General features: G+C 63.2%; 17 protein-coding genes. 14 read left to right on the top strand and 3 right to left on the bottom strand.

Annotated elements, in window-relative coordinates:
* The first annotated feature begins 24 nt into the window (after positions 1-24).
* Both ABIE18_RS04995 and ABIE18_RS04990 read left to right on the top strand, forming a co-directional pair.
* Positions 25-1,077 carry a LacI family DNA-binding transcriptional regulator gene (locus ABIE18_RS04995; protein WP_499721539.1) on the top strand — a complete coding sequence of 351 codons (1,053 nt, stop codon included), beginning with the start codon at positions 25-27 and terminating at the stop codon, positions 1,075-1,077.
* A 28-nt stretch (positions 1,078-1,105) separates the two neighbouring features.
* The gene (locus ABIE18_RS04990; protein ID WP_499721538.1) at positions 1,106-2,299 is read left to right on the top strand and encodes a Gfo/Idh/MocA family protein; all 1,194 of its coding nucleotides are present in this window, start codon (positions 1,106-1,108) and stop codon (positions 2,297-2,299) included.
* Here ABIE18_RS04990 and ABIE18_RS04985 read toward each other — a convergent pair.
* The gene (locus tag ABIE18_RS04985) at positions 2,296-3,222 is read right to left on the bottom strand and encodes a LysR family transcriptional regulator (protein WP_499721537.1); all 927 of its coding nucleotides are present in this window, start codon (positions 3,220-3,222) and stop codon (positions 2,296-2,298) included. The genes ABIE18_RS04990 and ABIE18_RS04985 overlap by 4 nt on opposite strands.
* Positions 3,223-3,329: 107 nt before the next feature.
* Here ABIE18_RS04985 and tdh point away from each other — a divergent pair, with 107 nt between their 5' ends.
* The 10 genes from tdh (at position 3,330) to ABIE18_RS04935 (ending at position 14,516) form a co-directional block, all read left to right on the top strand.
* Positions 3,330-4,376: an L-threonine 3-dehydrogenase gene (tdh, locus tag ABIE18_RS04980; RefSeq protein WP_431119291.1), complete on the top strand. Its 1,047-nt coding sequence runs from the start codon at positions 3,330-3,332 to the stop codon at positions 4,374-4,376.
* A gap of 47 nt (positions 4,377-4,423) precedes the next feature.
* Positions 4,424-5,617 carry a glycine C-acetyltransferase gene (locus ABIE18_RS04975; protein ID WP_499721536.1) on the top strand — a complete coding sequence of 398 codons (1,194 nt, stop codon included), beginning with the start codon at positions 4,424-4,426 and terminating at the stop codon, positions 5,615-5,617.
* Between the two features lie 213 nt (positions 5,618-5,830).
* Positions 5,831-6,928 (top strand): NAD(P)/FAD-dependent oxidoreductase, encoded by a 1,098-nt coding sequence (locus ABIE18_RS04970; RefSeq protein ID WP_499721535.1) that lies wholly within the window; start codon positions 5,831-5,833, stop codon positions 6,926-6,928.
* Positions 6,929-6,939: 11 nt separating this feature from the next.
* Positions 6,940-8,178, top strand: coding sequence for an imidazolonepropionase (gene hutI, locus ABIE18_RS04965; protein WP_499721534.1), 1,239 nt, complete (start codon positions 6,940-6,942; stop codon positions 8,176-8,178).
* 216 nt (positions 8,179-8,394) lie between these two features.
* A complete protein-coding gene (locus ABIE18_RS04960; protein WP_499721868.1) occupies positions 8,395-9,774 on the top strand; it encodes a TrkH family potassium uptake protein in 1,380 nt (459 codons plus the stop codon).
* A gap of 200 nt (positions 9,775-9,974) precedes the next feature.
* On the top strand, positions 9,975-10,892 hold the full coding sequence (locus ABIE18_RS04955; protein WP_499721532.1) for an SIS domain-containing protein: 918 nt from the start codon (positions 9,975-9,977) through the stop codon (positions 10,890-10,892).
* Between the two features lie 9 nt (positions 10,893-10,901).
* Positions 10,902-11,867: an ROK family protein gene (locus tag ABIE18_RS04950; RefSeq protein ID WP_499721531.1), complete on the top strand. Its 966-nt coding sequence runs from the start codon at positions 10,902-10,904 to the stop codon at positions 11,865-11,867.
* A complete protein-coding gene (locus tag ABIE18_RS04945) occupies positions 11,864-12,865 on the top strand; it encodes a 1-phosphofructokinase family hexose kinase (protein WP_499721529.1) in 1,002 nt (333 codons plus the stop codon). The genes ABIE18_RS04950 and ABIE18_RS04945 overlap by 4 nt, the downstream gene beginning before the upstream one ends.
* Positions 12,847-13,701 (top strand): class II fructose-bisphosphate aldolase, encoded by an 855-nt coding sequence (locus ABIE18_RS04940; RefSeq protein WP_499721528.1) that lies wholly within the window; start codon positions 12,847-12,849, stop codon positions 13,699-13,701. The genes ABIE18_RS04945 and ABIE18_RS04940 overlap by 19 nt, the downstream gene beginning before the upstream one ends.
* A 23-nt stretch (positions 13,702-13,724) precedes the next feature.
* Positions 13,725-14,516, top strand: coding sequence for a DeoR/GlpR family DNA-binding transcription regulator (locus ABIE18_RS04935; protein ID WP_431119314.1), 792 nt, complete (start codon positions 13,725-13,727; stop codon positions 14,514-14,516).
* 10 nt (positions 14,517-14,526) lie between these two features.
* Here ABIE18_RS04935 and ABIE18_RS04930 read toward each other — a convergent pair whose 3' ends face one another.
* Positions 14,527-15,183 (bottom strand): histidine phosphatase family protein, encoded by a 657-nt coding sequence (locus ABIE18_RS04930; protein WP_499721527.1) that lies wholly within the window; start codon positions 15,181-15,183, stop codon positions 14,527-14,529.
* 112 nt (positions 15,184-15,295) lie between these two features.
* Here ABIE18_RS04930 and ABIE18_RS04925 point away from each other — a divergent pair, with 112 nt between their 5' ends.
* A complete protein-coding gene (locus tag ABIE18_RS04925; protein ID WP_499721525.1) occupies positions 15,296-16,069 on the top strand; it encodes a CPBP family intramembrane glutamic endopeptidase in 774 nt (257 codons plus the stop codon).
* Between the two features lie 122 nt (positions 16,070-16,191).
* On the opposite strand, the gene ABIE18_RS04920 is transcribed toward ABIE18_RS04925, so the two are convergent.
* A complete protein-coding gene (locus tag ABIE18_RS04920; RefSeq protein WP_216925364.1) occupies positions 16,192-16,830 on the bottom strand; it encodes a VOC family protein in 639 nt (212 codons plus the stop codon).
* Between the two features lie 226 nt (positions 16,831-17,056).
* Between ABIE18_RS04920 and ABIE18_RS04915 the strand changes: the two genes are divergently transcribed.
* Positions 17,057-18,373 (top strand): bifunctional o-acetylhomoserine/o-acetylserine sulfhydrylase, encoded by a 1,317-nt coding sequence (locus ABIE18_RS04915; RefSeq protein ID WP_499721523.1) that lies wholly within the window; start codon positions 17,057-17,059, stop codon positions 18,371-18,373.
* The last annotated feature ends 98 nt before the right edge of the window (positions 18,374-18,471 follow it).

Raw genomic sequence — 18,471 nt, 5'->3', positions numbered from 1 at the left:
GACACAAACAAGCAGGGGGAAATCATGGCAAAAGCGAGTAACACGGGAGTCCGGCCCACCATCCGCATGGTGGCCGAACTCGCGGGTGTTTCCACCGCCACGGTTTCCTATGTGTTGTCGGGTCGCCGGGGCGATGCGGGACCGGGAGTTTCGGATCCGACGGCGGAGAAGGTCAAGGCTGTTGCCGAGCGGCTCGGCTATCGCCCCAACCAGGCTGCCCGGGCTATCCGGACAGGGCGGACGAACACCGTCATCCTGTCATTGACGATGCTGTCCGATCCTTGGTCGTTATCCGTCATCGAGGCCGTGCAAAAGGCGGCTGCTCCGTTGGGGATCACGCCGATGATCCTTGGCGACGCCGACTGGGTGAAGGTCCTGGGCACGCATAACGCGGACGCCGTGTTCGTGGACGCAGTCCGACCTGAGCAACGGGACGCCCTTCGGCAGCTCGCGGAGCACGGGACCACGCTGGTGGTTTTCGACGAAGGGCTTGAACCCGAAGGCTTTGACGTCATCAGGTCTATTGCAGGCCCGGGTTGCCGCATGGCCGTGGAGCACCTCCTCCACGGCCATCGGAGGATCGCTTGCCTCACCCCTGCGACGGCTGCGGGCGCCTCGGGCGGCACCCGCTACCGGGCCTACTCAGATGCCTTGGTGGAAGCCGGCATCCCGGAAAACGAGGATTATGTGGGCCTCTTCGATGGCACGTCTGCCGGTGCGTATGCTGCCACAACGCGGCTGCTCAGCCTGCCGGACCGGCCTACTGCCATCTACGCCACCACGGACTTCGCCGCGGTCGCAGCCATCAACGCCGCCCAACGGCTTGGGCTCGCCGTTGGTGTGGACGTGGACATCATCGGTGTGGGCAACACGGTGGAGGGGGAGAGGATGTCGCCGTCGCTCAGCACTGTGGGCCCCGTGGATTTCTTCGGCAAGCTTGCCCGGCTGCTCTTGCAGCGGGCCACGTCACCCGCTACGCCTGACGCCAAGCGCGAGCCCGCGGTCCTGGACTTCCCGTGGCACCTGTTCGTGCGCGAATCGGCACCCCACCGCAGCTCCGCAACCAGACTTTATTAAACGAACCAGCAGAAGGAAATTGCACCTCATGGAAAAGGATTTGAAGGTCGGCATCGTGGGTTTCGGCCTGCGCTCCGGGTTGTGGAGACACGCCCATAAGCCGGGCAAGGGCTCTGAAGTCACCCTCGTCTGTGACGTGAGCGAGAGGGGACGGGCGGACGCCGCGGCGAGCATCCCCTCGGCCCGCATCACCAGCGATCTCGAGGAAGTGCTCGCCAGCGACCTTGACGCCGTCCTGGTGTTGACCCCCGATAACCAGCATGCCGCCGTCGCGGTCCGTACGCTCAAGGCGGGCATTGCGACCTTCTGCGAAAAGCCGCTGGATATCACCGTGGAGGCCGCGGACCTGATCCTGAAGACGGCGTACGAGACCGGAACGCGCTTGTATGTTGGACACAACATGCGGCACATGCCCGTTGTAGTACAGATGCGCCACATCATTCAGGAGGGCAGGATCGGTGAGGTCAAGGCCATCTGGTGCCGGCACTTTGTGGGCGATGGTGGGGACTACTACTTCAAGGACTGGCATGCCCAGCGCGCAAATGTCACCTCGTTGCTCCTCCAAAAAGGTGCGCACGATATCGATGTGATCCACTGGCTTGCCGACGGGTACACCAAGCGGGTTGCCGCCGTCGGCGATCTTGCGGTCTATGGCAACGTCACCAACCGCAGCGACAACTCCGGCAAGCGCATGGGCGAATGGTTCTCGATGGACAACTGGCCCCCCACGGAGCAGAAAGACCTGGCTGAGGTAATCGACGTCGAGGACATTTCCATGATGAACATGGTCCTGGACAACGGCGTGCTGGCCTCCTACCAGCAGTGCCACTTCACACCCGATTACTGGCGCAACTACACCATCATCGGCACCAAGGGCAGAATCGAGAACTTCGGCGACGGCCCGGGGAACACCATCAACGTCTGGACCAGCCGGACTTCCGGCTACGCGGCACCAGACGAGGTGATCACTATTGAGGACGGCGAAGGTGGCCACGGCGGTGCGGACCCTCGCCTGATTGAGGAGTTCCTGCGCTTTGCCTCCGAAGGCGGACGGACCCAGACAAGCCCGATTGCAGCGCGACAGGCGGTAGTGGCCGGCATCCTCGCCGCCGAATCGTTGCGCGACGACGGCTCGGCTCGGGAGGTACCGGAGCTCCCCGCCGAGCTAGTGGAGTACTTCGACGCCGGACAACCCGCCCTGACACGCAACACACCCAACTAGCGGGGGCTGGATAGCTCGATAAGTTCGGTCATGACGGTTTGAAGTGACTCGCAAACCGTCATGACCGATTTCCGTTTCAGCGTTTCCGGCCGGGCGAGGATGTCGATCTTGCGCACCGAGTTCACGCCGGAAAGGGGCCGCAGCACAACGCCGGCATCCAGGACGCGCCGCGCAGTGAACCTTGGCAGAAGTCCGATCGCGCCGCCCGCCGCGACAAGCGCGGCAACAGTTGAGTAGTCGTTGATGCGGTGCAGCACTTCGGCGGGCCGTCCACTCACCGCAACGACGGCGGCGAGCACATCCGCGGGGGAGTAGCCATCGCGGCTGGTCACCCAGGTTTCACCCACGACGTCGGACGGCTTCAGTTCGCGCCGGGATGCCAGTGGGTGGTCCGCGGGTAGGGCGACGTCCAGGGGTTCGTCCGCCAACGGGATCACGGCCACTTTGTCCCCGGGCCATGGCGGGCTGTTATCCATCCTGTGTGCCAGGACGAGGTCGTAGCGGGCAACCAAGCCCGGGAAATCTTCCTGGGCCACGTCCTCATCAGACAGCCGCAGACGAGGCGACTTCCCGCCGTCGGACGCCAACAACGCTGCCAACGGCGCGAACAGCGCCTGCCCCGCACTGTGGAAGGCGCTGACGCTCACCGGCGCACCCGGAGCGTCGTGATAGGCGCCGATCGCTGCCCGCGCATCCGCCATCGCGTTCACGACGGCGGCACCGGCCTCGGCGAGCACCTTGCCGGCGTCCGTCAGCACCAGGGCGCGGCCTTCCTTGCGTGTCAGTGGAACGTCCACCGATTTCTGCAGGAGCGCGAGCTGTTGCGAAACGGCCGATGGGGTGACCATAAGAGTCTCGGCCACAGCTTTAACACTCCCCAGGTCGCCGAGTTCACGGAGCATCTGCAACTGGTGGATTTCCATTAGCAAATCCTAAATCGTTGATTGAGAAGAATCTAGTTGTGCTAAATCGTTAGCGGCGCTCTAATGGAGTCAGCAGCAGCGAAGCAGCCCCAGCAGTGAGGAATCCCATGAAGGCTCTCTACAAATCCGGACCACACGCAGGGTTCGAACTCGTTGACCGTCCCGAGCCCGAAGCGGGACCCGGCGACGTCAAGATCCGTGTCATGACCACGGGCATCTGCGGTACCGACCTCCACATCCAGAGCTGGGATGCCTGGGCCCAAAGCATCATCGAAACGCCGCTCATCGCCGGCCACGAGTTCTACGGTGAAGTAGTGGAAATCGGCGAGGACGTCCGTGACGTCAAAGTAGGAGACCGGGTCTCCGGCGAAGGCCACGTGGTCTGCGGAATCTGCCGCAACTGCCGTGCCGGACGCCGCCAGATGTGCATCCACACCGTCTCCGTTGGAGTGCAGCGCGATGGCGCGTTCGCCGAATATGTGGTCATTCCGGAGACCAACGTCTGGGTCCACCACGACGAATCCGTCACGCCGGAACTCGGTGCCATCTTCGATCCCTTCGGCAACGCCGTCCACACAGCTCTGAGCTTCCCCTTGGTGGGCGAGGACGTCCTCATCACTGGCGCAGGACCCATCGGTCTGATGGCCATTGCCGTCGCCCGCCATGCTGGCGCCCGCAAGATCGCCATCACTGACGTATCCGCTCCGCGACTGGAGTTGGCCCGTCAAATGGGCGTTGACCTCGCCGTCGACGTTTCCAAAATGCGCGTCCGCGACGCACAGCGGGAGCTGGGTATGCGCGAAGGGTTCGACATCGGCCTGGAAATGTCCGGACACCCCACGGCACTGCCTGAGATGATCGACAACATGAACCACGGCGGCCGGATCGCCATGCTGGGCCTTCCCAGCCAGTCCATCGATATCGACTGGGGCAAGGTGGTTACCCACATGCTCACGCTCAAGGGCATCTATGGCCGGGAGATGTTCGAGACGTGGTACGCGATGAGCGCCATGCTTTCTTCCAACCCCGTGTTGCACCGGAACATCTCCGCTGTGGTTACCGACAAGCTGTCGGCGGCCGACTGGGAGAAGGGCTTCGACATCGCCCGAGCCGGAACCGGCGGCAAAGTAGTCCTCGACTGGACCGAACTGTAACCCCGCTGCCGCCACCGAACCTTTCCCGACGTACTCAGGAGCACGCTATGTACTCAGCCATCAAAGACCAACTCCAAGGCGAACTCGACGAGATCCGCAGCGCCGGCCTCTTCAAGACCGAGCGCCATATCGACTCCCCACAGGCCAGCCACATCGCAGCCGGCCAACTCGGCCAGCCAGCCAACACTGTGCTGAACTTCTGCGCGAACAACTACCTGGGCCTTGCCGACCACCCGGACATCATTGCCGCAGCCAAGGCCGCGATGGACGAGCGCGGCTTTGGCATGGCCTCTGTGCGCTTCATTTGCGGCACCCAGGATCTTCACCTGGAACTTGAGGCCCGTGTCTCGGCCTTTTTGGGCACCGAAGACACGATTCTGTTCTCCAGCTGCTTCGACGCCAACGGCGGCGTGTTCGAGTCCCTCTTCGGCCCGGAAGACGCCATCATCTCGGACTCCCTCAACCACGCATCCATCATCGACGGCATCCGCCTGAGCAAGGCCAAGCGCTTCCGCTACGCCAACCAGGACATGGCTGACCTTGAGGCCAAGCTCGTTGAGGCCGAGGGCTCCCGCCGCAAGATCATCGTCACCGATGGCGTGTTCTCCATGGACGGCTACCTCGCCCCGCTTGAAGCCATCTGCGACCTCGCCGAGAAGCACGACGCCCTGGTGATGGTGGACGACTCCCACGCCGTCGGCTTCATGGGACCCACGGGTGCCGGTACTCCCGAGCACGCCGGTGTTTCCCACCGCGTGGACATTTACACCGGCACGTTCGGCAAGGCCCTGGGTGGGGCATCCGGCGGGTACGTTTCAGGCCGCGGCGAAATCGTCGCGATGCTGCGCCAGAAGGCCCGCCCGTACCTTTTCTCCAACTCCCTCGCCCCGGCCATCGTGGCCGCCACCATCAAGGCGATCGAACTCGTCCAGGAATCCGGTGAACTCCGCACCCGCCTGTTCGAAAACGCAGCCCTGTTCCGCCGCCGCATGAGCGAGGAAGGCTTCGAACTCCTCGAGGGCGAGCACGCCATCATTCCCGTGATGTTCGGTGATGCTGTGATTGCAGCAAAGGTTGCCGATGAGATGCTCGGTCACGGTGTCTTCGTTACCGCCTTCAGCTACCCCGTGGTGCCGAAGGGAGCGGCCCGCATCCGCGTCCAGCTTTCAGCCGCGCACAGCAGCGACGACGTCGAAGCATGCGTTCAGGCGTTCGTGAAGAGTCGCGCCGCGGTCGCCTAACCGTCCCGACGTTCTCTCACATCCTGCAGCGTCAGGCCAGATGTTCTCTCACGTCACGCCGCTTTAGGCCCGGTGTTCTCTCACTTTCTTGACGCAAGGGAGAGAACATCGGGGCGTTGGGGGTTGGATGTGAGAGAACATCGGGGCGTTGGGGGTTGGATGTGGGAGAGGATCGATCTGTGCACCCCTCATGCCTTCTGACAGGATGGAGCCATGGCTTCGAATTATGACGTGGTAATCGTTGGCGGCGGCATTGCGGGGCTTTCCCTGGCGTCCGCGCTCGCAGGGAAGTGCACGGTTGCACTGGTGGAGGCGGAGCAGTCGTTGGCCTTCCACACTTCCTCGCGCTCAGCCCGCCAGCTGATTCCGAGTTACGGTCCGCCCATAGTGCAGGAACTCACCGTCCGGACCTTGGAGATGATGAGGGCGCGCGATGCCGAACGTCCTGAGCCGGTCCTTACCCCACGTGGCTTCATGCTGGTGGGCGATGAGGAAACAGTCCGGGCAGAGGCCAGCGGCAACATGCATACAATCACCCACGCAGAAGCCATGCAGCTCTGCCCCGTCCTGAAGCCGGACTCGTTCACGGCGGCAGGGTTGGACAATGGCTCGTTTGGTTGCAATGCACCGGCCTTGTTGGAAGATCACCGGACGAGGGCCGAAGCCGCCGGAGCCGACATCATCACCGGTGCGCGTGTCCACTCGGCCCAGAGGCTCGGAAGCGGCTGGCAGGTGGGTGCCGGAACCGAAGGTTTCCAGTCCGCCGTCGTGGTTAATGCCGCAGGTGCGTGGGCGGACGAGTTGGCCGTCATCAGTGGCGTGGAGAAGCTGGGACTGCAGCCATATCGGCGGACTGCGGCGATTGTGAACGTCGAGCAATCGCTGACGCGGCAAACGCCAATGGTGGCTGCAGCCGATCACTCGTTCTACTTCCGCGCCGAGGACAATCAGGTGCTCATCTCGCCATCGGAAACCGTGCCCAGCGGGGCCGAAGACGCCAAACCCTATGCCGGCGATGTGGACAAACTCATCAGCAGGCTCAACTCACTGACAACCTTGGGCATTCGTTCAGTGGACCGGGCGTGGACGGGGTTGCGCACAGAAGCTGCGGACGGAATCCCGGTGGTTGGTTTCGACGCCGAAGCGAAGGGCTTCTTCTGGCTGGCCGGGCAGGGCGGCTACGGATTCCAAACGTCCTCGGCCATCGCCGAACTTGCCGCAGACCTCATCCTGGGAAACGTAGAGGCCGACAGTCCGGAATCCCGGACAGCTGAGCAGCTTGCGGCCGTCCGCTGGTCCATCCGGCGCTGAACAATAGGGACATGAGCGGAATCAGCAGTCCAGGACAAAACAGCACTCTCATCACCAACATCGGCGAGCTGATGACCCAGGACCTGGAGCATCGTGTCCTCAAGGACGCCGCGATCGTGTTCGAAGGCGAACGCATTGCCTGGATCGGGTCCAGCAACGACGCTCCCGGGGCCGATACAAAGATCGATGCCGAAGGCCGTGCCGTCCTGCCGGGCTGGGTCGACTCGCACTCCCACCTCGTTTTCGCCGGTGACCGCACAGCGGAGTTTGAGGCCCGGATGGCCGGGCAGAGTTACAGTGCCGGCGGCATTGCTGTCACCACGGGGGCCACCCGAAGCGCGAGTGACGATGAGCTGACGAGGCTGGTGAGGGATCGTGTCACTGAAGCGGTTTCGCAGGGAACTACCTACCTTGAGAGCAAGACCGGCTACGGCTTGGACGTGGAGAACGAAGCCCGGAGTGCACGGATCGCCGCGGCCCTGGTGGACGAGGTCACCTACCTCGGCGCGCACCTGGTGCCGGCCGGGTCCGATCCGGAGGAGTACACGGACCTGGTCTGTGGTGAAATGCTCGACGCCGTTCTGCCGCACGTGCGCTGGGCGGACGTGTTCTGCGAGCGCGGTGCCTTCACGGAAGAGCAGTCGCGCCGGGTCCTGACGGCTGCCCGGGACGCGGGGTTGGGGCTCCGCGTGCATGGCAACCAGCTGGGCGAGGGGCCAGGTGTTGCGTTGGCCGTGGAGTTCGGGGCCGCCAGCGTCGACCACGTGAACTATCTTTCGGAGAAGGACATCGACGCGCTCGCGGGAACCTGGAAGGGCTGGGACCCGGCTACGGGCAGTGGCGTGCGTGGAACTGTCGCAACCTGCCTGCCTGCCTGTGACTTGTCCACGCGACAGCCGCTCGCGCCAGGCCGGGAGCTGATCGATGCCGGCGTTCAGATCGCCCTGGCCGCCAACTGCAACCCCGGGACGTCGTACACGAGTTCCATCGCATTTTGTGTGACCACGGCGGTCCTGCAGATGCACCTCAGTGTCCACGAGGCTGTTCGGGCGGCCACGTACGGCGGCGCCCTGGCGTTGGGCCGGGAGTCCGGGAACGACGTCGACGGCGAACGGGCGGTGGGTTCGCTCGCCGTCGGTCATCGCGCGGACCTTCACATGCTGAAGGCGCCGTCGGCAACGCACCTGGCGTACCGGCCGGGGATCCCGCTGACGCACTCGGTGTGGCGGGCGGGCGCTCGCGCCGTCTAAGTGCGGGGTGAAACAAGAAAGGGCGGCGTTCCGGTTGGGACGCCGCCCTTTCTGATTCAGTGAATGGCCCTGAGGCGTAAAGGAACCGTAAAGGATTCCCGATTTTCCTGTTTCCACATTTTCTCCGGTGCTAGGCTCCCGAAGATCATGTCGGCTAACCCAAAGCCCCGGTTCCGTGCTCCTGGACCACCCCAAGCTGGGAACGGCAACGAGCGCATGCCGTGGAAGCACCGGGACCCACAGGCGCGCCGTGAGAACGTCGTCAGGCGCGCCCTTTCGCATCCAGTCCGCTCAGTACCCCTCGCTTTCCTGGCAGTCATCCTCCTCGGCGCAGGCCTGCTGATGCTGCCCGTCTCCCGCAACGGCACTGATCCTGCCACGCTCATGACGGCCCTGTTCACGGCCGTGTCCGCGACGTGTGTCACGGGCCTGATTACCGTTGATACGGCCACCTACTGGACACCGTTCGGGCATGTCGTGATTCTGGCACTCATCCAGGTGGGCGGGTTCGGCATCATGACTCTCGCGACCCTGCTGGCCCTGCTCGTCCGCAAAAGCATCGGCTTGCGCGGGCAGCTTGTTGTGCAGTCAGAAACGCACACCCTCAACCTTGGGGATGTCCGCTCCGTGCTCTTCCGGGTTGCCAGGATCATGGTCGTTTTTGAAGCGGTAACGGCTGCAATCCTGGCTGTCAGGTTCTGGCTCGTGTACGACTCAAACCCAGCCGTTGCCCTGTGGCATGGAGTCTTCCACGCAGTATCTGCCTTCAACAACGCCGGGTTCGCGCTCTACAGCGACAACCTCATCAGTTTCCGCGAGGACCCTTACATTCTGGTGCCCATCTGTTTGGCCATCATTTCAGGTGGCCTTGGATTCCCCGTACTCATCCATTTGCTCAACGGCGGGGGACTGCGGGTCCGGAACTGGACGGTGCATTTGCGCCTCACAGTCTTCGGCACGGTCTTCCTCCTCGCGGCCGGCTTCGTGTTGTTCGCCGCGTTCGAATGGAACCGGGCCGAAACCCTGGGGCCGCTGTCCATCCCGGGAAAGATCGTCGGTTCACTCGCTGGAAGCGTGTTCCCGCGCACCGCGGGATTCAACAGCATCGACTACGGTGTGGCCTCACCAGAGACGCTCATGGTCAGCGACATTCTGATGTTCATCGGAGGGGGAAGCGCCGGAACTGCGGGTGGAATCAAGATCACGACTTTCCTCCTCCTGGCATTCGCCATCTGGAACGAAGTCCGGGGCCGGGACGATGTGACCATAGCCCACCGGTCCATTAGCCCGGCCTCGGTGCGGCAGGCCCTTTCGGTAGCCTTGCTCGGCATCGGTGCTGTCATTACTGGAACCATGCTGCTCCTCATGTTCACCGACTACAGCCTCGAGAAGGTCCTGTTCGAATCCATCTCGGCGTTCGCCACCGTCGGCATGAGTACAGGAATCACGTACAACCTTCCTCCATCGGCTGAGTGGGTACTCATGGTTCTGATGTTTACGGGCCGCATCGGGACCGTTACGGTCGCTTCGGCACTGGCCCTATCCTCCCGCCCCCGGCTGTTCAACCTGCCCGAAGAACGGCCCATCATCGGCTAACAGGGCCACGCTGGGCGTTCCCTGCTCCTCTTCACCGGTTCCCAACGTTTCCACTGCCAGCACTTTGCCAGCGTCCTGACTACTGGCCTGCCCAATTGCCGGATCCACTCCAGTAGATGATCCTTGTGAGATCGAAACTGATCGTTTAGTGTTTCTATAGATCATAAAACGTCATTGGCTGAGCAGGAGCGAAACACACGATGAGCGAGAACACACTGGGCGCCTTCATGGAAGAAGAGCTGGTATCACAGCCCGATGTCTGGCAGCGTGCCATCGACCAGGCCGGTGCTGAGAAATTGCTTCCTGCCGACGGTCAGCGGATCGCCGTCATCGGCTGTGGCACCTCCTGGTTCATGGCCCAGAGCTATGCTGCCGCCCGTGAATCCGCAGGCAAAGGCGTGACGGATGCCTTTGCGGCGTCGGAGGCTTTCCTGAACAGCAACAGTGCAGATCGCCAGTACGACGCCGTTGTGGCCATTACGCGGTCCGGCACCACCACTGAGGTGCTGGAGATCCTGGCCGGACTGAAGGGCATCGTCCCCACTGTTGCCATCATTGGCGATACGGCGTCTCCAATCGTTGATCTGGCCGACGCCGTGATCGGTCTCCCGTATGCAGATGAGCGATCCGTGGTGCAGACCCGCTTCGCGACCTCGGCACTGGTGTACTTGCTCACCAGCCTTGGGATTGACCTGAAGCAAGCTATCGAAGACGCAAGGGACGCAGTGACAGATCCCGTGGCACAGGAACTCCTGGATGCTGAGCAATTCACGTTCCTCGGTACCGGATGGACTGTTGGCCTGGCCCACGAGGCAGGACTTAAGATGCGCGAAGCCGTGCAGGGCTGGACCGAGTCCTACCCGGCGATGGAATACCGCCATGGTCCCATCTCCATCGCGGCGCCAGGACGCGTGACGTGGTTGTTTGGCGCACAGCCCGAGGGCCTTAACAAGGACATGGCAGCCACGGGTGCCCTCTACATCCACACGGACAAGCACCCGCTCGCTGAACTGGCCCGCGTCCACAAAGTGACCCTGGAACGTGCGCGCGTCCGCGGCCTCAACCCGGACTTGCCCCGGAACCTGACGCGTTCCGTCATTCTCGATCCCTCCGCCTAGGCACCCGTCATGGTTCTCGGGCACGCAGAATCAGCAGTCCTGGCATTCGACGTTGGCGGTACCGACGTGAAGGCCGGACTCGTGGATGCCTTTGGAAACGTCCTGGGCATGCGCCGGGTCCCCACGCCCTTGGATCCATCCCATCCAGGGGAAGCCGTGCTGGACAAGCTCGCAGGGCTTGCTGATGAACTCGCATCCGAGTTCCCGGACATCCCGGCCAAAGCAGCGGGCATCATCGTCCCGGGCATCGTGGATTCCCTGGGAGGAATCGGGATCTACTCCGCGAACCTCGGATGGCGTAACTTCCCCTTCACGGCAGAGGCCGAGAAGAGGCTGGGGCTTCCTGTGGCGTTCGATCACGATGTCCGCTCTGCCGCTGCCGTGGAACACACCTTTGGCGGATCCAGGGAGTTCAACGACGTCGTGGTCATGGTGGTGGGCACTGGAATCGCCGCCGCGGTCTTCTCCGGTGGTGTGGCCGTCACGGCCGGGGGTTTCGCCGGTGAACTCGGCCATGCCCAGGTACCGGACCCCGACGCCGGAACTGAAGCAGCCGGAACTCAAGCAGCCGGAACTGAAGCAACAGGGGCCACCATCCTTGAGGCCGTGGGTTCGGCAGGCGCCATCGCCAAGCGATACAGCAGGAAGTCGGGCAACACCGTGGACGGTGCCCGGGACGTCCTTCTCCGGTCCCACAATGGAGATGCCGTGGCTGCCCGTGTGTGGGCGGACGCCGTGGACGCCCTCGCCTTCACCATCTGCCAATGCGTGAACATCATCGGCACTGAAGCGGTCGTGATCGGGGGAGGCCTGGCCGAAGCAGGCGAGGACCTACTGGAACCGCTCCGGGCACGGGTCGACCAGATCCTGGACTTCCAACGACGCCCACGCCTCATCCAAGCCCAGCTTGGCCAGGACGCCGGGCTCCTTGGCGCAGCACTGAACGCACGTGCGCTCTTGGACGGTGCCCGATGACCGGCACCGCCGCGGCCGGACGCGGCACCTCCCGAAACGGCGCAACCCGCATCGTCACGGTGACCCCCAATCCAGCCATCGACATGACCTACACCGTCCACGGAATCACCGAAGGCGCCAGCCACAGGGTGCCCACACCCATCAGCCGCGCCGGTGGCAAAGGGCTCAACGTTGCCAGGGTGGTTCACCAAGTAGGCCATCCGGTGCTGGCCATTGCTCCAACAGGCGGAGCTGCGGGACAGACCCTGGCTGCTGAACTCTGGACCAGCGGCGTGCCCCACACGCTGGTGTCTGTCGCCGCAGAGACCCGCCGCAGCATCGCGCTCGTGGACACCGTCGCCGGCGAGACCTCCATCTTCAACGAGGAAGGCCAGGCACTCCTGCCGGACGATTGGCGCTCGCTGACCGCCGCCGTCGTTAACGCCGTACGCGGCGATGACGGAGAAGCTCCGGCAGCTGTGCTGGTGGGTTCCGGCAGCCTGCCACCGGACGCGCCCGCCGATTTCTACCCGTCCCTGGTGAAACTGGCACACGACGCCGGCATCCCGGCCATCATTGACACTTCGGGACCCGGAATCATCACTGCAGCCCAGGCGGGTGCCGATGTCCTGAAACCCAATCACCACGAGCTCGCGGAAGCCACGGGGGAATCGAGCGTGGAAGCCGCTGCGCTCTCGCTGATTGCCATGGGGGCCCGCACGGTCCTCGTCAGCGCCGGTGCGGACGGAATGCTCGCCTTCGATCACGCAGCACCGGGAGGGTACTGGAGCGCCAGCCTCCCCGGGCCGCTGAGCGGCAACCCCACAGGGGCGGGCGACGCCGGTGTGGCAGCTGCCGCCGTCGCCCTCGCCGAAGGCATCACCGAACCCCGCGAGATTCTCCGCCGGGCCACCGCCTGGTCCGCCGCTGCAGTGCTCATGCCCGCAGCAGGCGAGATCTCGCCGCGATACCAGGAACTTGAAGAACAACTCATCGTGACATGGAAGGAGACCCGGTGACCCTTGTCAGCACGCGGGAATTGATGGACAAGGCCGCGGCTAACGGTACGGGCCAAGGCGCGTTCAACGTCATCCATGTGGAAACAGCGGAGGGACTGGTGGCGGGTGCCGAGACCGCGGGAGTTCCACTGATCCTGCAGATTTCGGAGAACTGCGCCAAGTACCACGGTGGACTCGAGCCGATCGCGCTGGCGACTTTGGCGATCGCCCGCGACGCATCGGTGCCCGTTGCGGTTCACCTGGACCATGCCGAATCCGAGGACCTCGCTCTCGCTGCCGTGGACCTGGGCTTTGGCTCCGTCATGTACGACGGCGCGCACTTGCCTTATGAGTGGAACGTCGCAGTCACGCAACGGGTGGCCCGCTACGCCCACGAGCGAGGCGTTTACATGGAGGCCGAACTTGGCAAGGTGGGGGGCAAGGACGGTGCCCATGCACCCGGTGTCCGGACCGATCCTGCGGAGGCGCAGGCGTTTGTTGAAGCAACGGGTGTAGATGCGCTCGCTGTAGCCGTTGGCTCCTCCCACGCCATGACCGAACGCAGCGCCGCACTGGACCTGCACCTGATCACGCGGCTGAAGTCTGCGGTCGGAAAACCGCTCGTCCTGCACGGCTCTTCAGGCGTCACAGATGAGATGCTCGTAGCTGCGATCGGCGCAGGTATGACTAAGATCAACGTATCCACACATTTGAACGGGTTCTTCACCCGTGCCGTCCGTGAGTACCTCGATGCCAACCCTGCAGTGGTGGATTCCCGGAAGTACATCAAGGCCGGCCGGGACGCACTGGTGCTGGAATCCGCACGTTTGCTCACGCTGTTCGCCAAAGCGAAATAGCCAGACCCCGCGAAAGGCTTGTCATGACCCGCACCGATCGGCTGACCGCCATCCTTGACCTCCTGGCCGAATCCGGCCATGTGGAAGTCGAGGACATCGTGACGCGGCTTGGCGTGTCACCGGCCACGGCACGCCGGGACTTGGACAGCCTTGCCAAACAACGGCTGCTCAGCCGTACCCGCGGTGGCGCCACCACCGGATCCGTATCCTACGATCTCCCGGGCCGGTACAACCGTGACGACCATGCCTTGGCCAAGCAAGAGATCGCCCAGGCCGCCTCGGCCCTCATCCGCCCCGGAGCGGTGATCGGCTTGAGTGGGGGAACCACCAACACGGCGCTGGCCCAGCTGTTGTCCACCCGTGAGGACCTCAACGCGCCATCCAACAGGCCCACTCTCACGGTGGTGACCAACGCGATCAACATTGCATCGCAGCTAGCCGTTCGTCCGAACATCAAGATCATGGTCACCGGGGGAATCCTGAATCCGCGCTCCTACGAGCTCGTGGGGCCCTACACCGACGTGATCATGCAGAAGGTTGCCCTGGACATTGCGTTCATAGGGGTCAATGGTGTTGACCCGGACCTCGGCCCCACCATCACCGATGAAGGCGAAGCCATGGTGAACACGGTCATGGCGCGCCGGGCCACTGAGTCCTACGTCGTGGCTGACTCCTCCAAGGTGGGCCGCCGCTCCTTTGCGGCCATGGCCGGGTACGACTTCCGGCACCTCATCACGGACGCCGGGATCAGCGCTGAGGATAAGGCCGCGTTTGAAGCCAAGGGCACGGAAGTCATCGTCGCGCCCGGCAGCTGAGTGCACCCCGCTAGAAACGCATTCTCGGCGCGTGGAGCACTGAATCGTCAACATCCCTTGGCACCCACTGGCTGAACGGTTCGTCCAGACTGTACTGGCCGTCGTCGGTCCTTATCAGCGTGCGGAGTTCGGCGTTGTCCGGGTTGTTCAGGGATTCGAAATACTCAACAGTCCAGTGGAACCAGCGCATGCAGAACAGCCTCATGGTCAGTCCGTGGGTGACCATCAGGGTATTTGGGGCGTACGTCGGCTTTTCCCAATGGCGGTAAAGGGTCTCCATGAACGAGGACACGCGGTCGTAGACGTCCGAGCCTGACTCGCCCTCGCGGAACCTGTAGAAGAAGTGGCCGTACAGGTTTCGCAGCTCCTTCTGGTCCTCGATCTCCCCGGCGATCTGGAAGTTGGCCCAGTCCTGCTCACGTAGCCTGGGTTCTTCGATCACACGCTCGATCAGAGGTCCGAGGTCCAACGCCTCAAGGGTCTGGTACGCCCGCAAATAGGGGGACACGTAAACGCAGACCTGCTCGCCGTCGAGCTTCCGCCGGAGGCCCTCGCCTGCTATCCGGGCCTGTTCAATTCCGAGTTCGGTCAGCGGAATGCGGTAGTCCGGCACACGGTTGTAGATCGATGTGTCGGCATTCGCGGCGGACTGGCCGTGCCGGATCATGAAAATTCTCCCTGGGGCACTCATCCCACCAAGCATAGGGTCTGCCTGCGGGTGGAACCCGAAGGTGCGCAGTTCACGGCAAAGTGGCAGGAACTGCAGGCAAGATAGGTATATGCTCCTTGCTTCACGCCGCCGCCTGCGCTCCGAAGTACTCATCGTACTGGGCCTGTCTTTGGGCCAGTCCGCCGTGTACTCCGTGGTGCAGCTCCTGGACAAGATGACGCGGGCGCCGCTGTCCGAGGCAACTTCGACGCTTAACAGGTCCCAAAGCACCCGCGAGTACTTCGATCTCACATACCAACTGCTGGATATTATCTTCGCTTTGGTGCCGGTGGTCCTGGTGTTCTATTTCCTGTCATCGCATGCCCAAGGTGGCAGGGAAGGTGCAAGTGGCTCAGGCTTTGCCCGGCTGGGGTTCAACTTCGCACGCCCCGGCAAGGACCTTTTGCACGGATTGGGCCTCGCAGCCGCCATTGGCATCCCGTCACTTGGCTTGTACGCGGCCGGCCGCGCCCTCGGAATCACCACCGCCATCGTGCCCAGCGGCCTGGAAGCTTACTGGTGGACGGTGCCTGTGTTGATTCTCTCGGCGGTTCGCCACGCGATCGTTGAGGAAGTGATCGTCGTGGGATACCTCATGGACCGTTTCGGAAAATTCGGCTGGAGTTCGGCGCTGGCCATTGTCGTAAGCGCGGCCCTTCGTGGCAGCTACCACCTGTACCAAGGCTTCGGGCCGTTCATCGGCAACTTCGCCATGGGATTGGTGTTCGCCTGGATCTATACCAAGACGAAGCGGGTGATGCCTTTGGTCATTGCGCATGCGCTGCTGGACATCGTCGCGTTCGTTGGCTTCAGCCTCTTCGGCAAGGCGATCGGCCTGGGTTAGGCGCCATTAAAGAAATTCGGCCGCCATCGGTGGGTGACGTCGTTGGCACCCGCTGATGGCGGCCGAAGCTTGACCGGACACACTGGACCGGGAGGGGACCAGGGCCCCAGGGAAAGTGCGCGTCAGATGGTGACGGCTCCGGATGCGGTTTCGAAAGTGACGGACATGATGCCGGGCGTACCGTGCGGGGCCATCCACTGGACAGCGACGTCCTCAAGTGGCTTCTCCACGGGTTCGCCCAGCCATTCGGTAACGCGTTCGGCCGAGCCTGCAATGGTGAGGCTGGACATCTTGACGTCACTCTCATAGACCTTGGACGGGTGCAGTGAGGGATCGCCCTCCCACTTGAGCAGGTACGGCACCTGGGGATCGGCGATCAAGCCGAGAATGCCGATCTGCTGCCATACAAGTTCGCGGCCATCCGGGAACTTGCGGTTGCCCGGAACTGCGGACCGGCCGAGGCGTTCCTCGAAGGGGGCGAGGTCGTCAACGGCGACGCACCAGCCCATCCAACCGCCGCCAGCCGCCGAGCGTGCGCGGACTGCCTGGCCAAAGGGTGCCTTGTCAGAAGCAGGGTGGTCCAGGACCTCTACGACTTCCAGGTATTTGTTATCCGCCAAGGGAATGATCATGTTCCGGGTACCGAAGCGCGGGTGCACTCCGCCCCGGACTGCGTCCACTCCCAGAGCTGCGGAAATTCGTTCGGTAGTGGCCAAAAGGCCATCTCGTTCACAAGCGTAAGAGACGTGATCCATGCGCATGGCTTCATCTTGGCACTTTGTGATCGGGGTCTCAGCTAAGGGAAGCCTAACTAACATGGGACCTTGTTGCGCGCCGCCGGAAGGCGTCACGCCGGGTCGCGTAAAGACTGAAAAATACTGCCTTCGTCACAAAGCTGTCCAAGCACCCGGGCGCTTCCTAGACTGGCCCCAGCCCACGCCTACAGCGATCAACGGCAAACCCGCGCGCCACTAAGAGGAGAATTCAATGTCCCAAGGATGGTCTTTCGAAACACGCCAGATCCACGCAGGGCAGGAGCCTGACTCTGCCACGGGAGCGCGGTCGCTTCCGATCTACCAGACCACGTCCTTCGTTTTCCCCAGCGCAGAGAGCGCAGCCAACCGCTTTGCCTTGGCCGAGCTCGCCCCGATCTACACCCGTATCGGCAACCCAACACAAGATGCCGTGGAGCAACGGATCGCCAGCCTCGAAGGCGGACTGGGCGCATTGCTCCTTAGCTCCGGACAGGCCGCGGAAAGCTTCGCCATCCTGAACATTGCCGAGGCCGGAGACCATATCGTCGCCAGCCCCAGCCTTTACGGCGGCACCTACAATCTGCTGGCGCACACGCTGAAGAAGTTCGGCATCTCCGTGACGTTCGTGGAGGACCCGGACAACCTGGACCAGTGGCGGGACGCCGTGCAGCCCAATACCAAGCTGTTCTTCGGCGAGGTGGTGTCCAATCCGCGCCAGGACGTGCTGGACATCGAGGGTATTTCACACGCCGCGCATGAGGCTGGTGTGCCGCTGATCGTGGATAACACGCTTTCCACCCCATACCTCATTCGTCCCATCGAATGGGGAGCGGACATCGTGGTGCACTCGGCTACCAAGTATCTGGGCGGCCACGGTGCGGCGATCGCCGGCGTGATCGTGGACTCCGGAAACTTTGATTTCGGCAAGGACCCGGAGCGCTTCCCCGGATTCAATACTCCGGACCCCAGCTACAACGGACTCGTTTACGCCCGGGACCTTGGCAAGGACGGCGCGCTCGGAGCCAATCTCTCCTACATTCTCAAGGCCCGTGTGCAGCTGCTGCGCGATCTGGGTTCGGCGGTTTCCCCCTTCAACGCCTTCCTCATCGCCCAGGGGCTGGAAACCTTGAGCCTGCGCGTTGAGCGCCACGTCTCGAACGCCACTAAGGTGGCGGAATGGTTGGAAGGCCACGACGACGTCGAATCGGTCGCCTTCGCGGGTCTGCCGTCCAGCCCTTGGTACGACCGTGGCCGTAAGTATGGGCCGAGGGGTACGGGTGCAGTGGTGGCATTCAACATCAAGGGTGGCGTCGAGGCCGGCAAGCGATTCGTCGACGGCCTGGAGTTGCACTCCCATGTTGCCAACATCGGTGACGTCCGCTCGCTGGTTATCCACCCGGCGTCGACTACCCACAGCCAGCTCACGGTCGAACAGCAGCTGGTTGCGGGCGTGAATCCAGGCCTTGTCCGCCTGTCCGTGGGAATCGAGCACGTGGACGACATCATTGCTGACCTGGAGGCTGGTTTCCGGGCTGCCAAAGGCGCTTAGCGGGCGGCCGCCCGCCGACGAAAATTCGCCGGGCGGCCCTTCGCCGTGTGTGTTCCTGAACGAAGCGGCCCCAAACCGTCACACAGATGTCACATTCT

It is taken from the genome of Arthrobacter sp. 2762, assembly GCF_040548745.1.
In the GTDB taxonomy this organism is placed as follows: Bacteria; Actinomycetota; Actinomycetes; order Actinomycetales; family Micrococcaceae; genus Arthrobacter.
Note: the sequence above shows the minus strand (reverse complement) of the source record. Positions and strands in the feature narration are given on the sequence as shown.